Below are 1,066 nucleotides of genomic sequence, written 5' to 3'. Positions count from 1 at the left end.
TCCTATGGGGCTGTCCTGCGAATACGAAAGTGCGGGAGCTTACCGGAAGCCCCCGAGCGGCGCACGCTGCGCCCCTACGTGACAGTAGACGGCGAACATGGCAGCGGATCGCCGCAGATCGCAACGGAAGTCACGAAGCCTCGACGGCGCAAGCGTAAACTTATCGTTATGCGCATGATCTCCATTGCTGTCACGGGACGCTGGCCGGGTTGGCTGCTGCTGATGCTGTTGGCGGCATCGGCCGCGCAGGCGCATGCGCGCCAGTCCGAGGACGCACCGCGTCTGCTCAAGGTGGCCACCCTGGAACTGCCCACCCTGGGCGAGGGCCAATGGGAGCAGCGCCGCGACCAGGTGCTGCAGATGCTCGACGCGCTGCAGCCGGACGTGATCGCGGTGCAGCGCGTGCTGCAGACCCAGGGCCGCAACCCGGCCTGCTGGCTGGCCTCGCGGCTGCGCTACAGCTGCGATTTCGTCACCGCCGATCCGCCCAGCCAGGCACTGCGCCATGGCAGCGCGATGCTGACCCGGCTGCCGGTCAGCGAAGACGGCGTCACCCTGCTGCATCCGCCGGGCCAGTTCAGTGCCGCCGGCATGCTGCGGGTGAAGCTGCAGGAAGAACTCATCAACATCTATGTCGCGCGGTTGCGCCCTGACCCGGACGAGCCGCTGGTGCGCCGCCACCAGACCAGCGACCTGATGACCTGGATCGGCGCCACCGCCGAAGGCCTGCCCTCGCTGATCGCCGGCGATTTCTCGGCCGACACCGCCGAACTGGTGCGCAGCTCGCCAGGTTTCCAGCCGGCGCGCCGCAATCCCGGCGAACGGGTCGACCCGCCGTCGGCGGCCGGCAGCGCGCGCGGCCACGGGCTGGACGTGCTGTTCCAGGTCAAGCACTTCGAGGGCATCGGCCAGCAGGCGCTGAAGCTGCCGGCCAGCGAAGGCAGCGATGCCGACAAGGGCGCCCTGCGGCTGGGGGTGATGGCCACGCTGCGGCTGCAGTCACCGGTGCCGGTCAGCGCCCCCTGATCCACGGCGCGGTGCCGCAACGAAAACGGCCAGGCATCGC

Annotated in this window: 1 protein-coding gene; it reads left to right on the top strand. The window is 69.5% G+C overall.

The window, feature by feature from the left end:
- The first annotated feature begins 174 nt into the window (after positions 1-174).
- The gene (locus AC1DQP_RS20830; protein WP_457319278.1) at positions 175-1,026 is read left to right on the top strand and encodes an endonuclease/exonuclease/phosphatase family protein; all 852 of its coding nucleotides are present in this window, start codon (positions 175-177) and stop codon (positions 1,024-1,026) included.
- The last annotated feature ends 40 nt before the right edge of the window (positions 1,027-1,066 follow it).

The sequence above is a fragment of the Stenotrophomonas sp. P5_A8 genome (assembly GCF_056400545.1).
The sequence above is the reverse complement of the archived record's forward strand: the minus strand, read 5'-3'. Positions and strand labels throughout refer to the sequence as shown.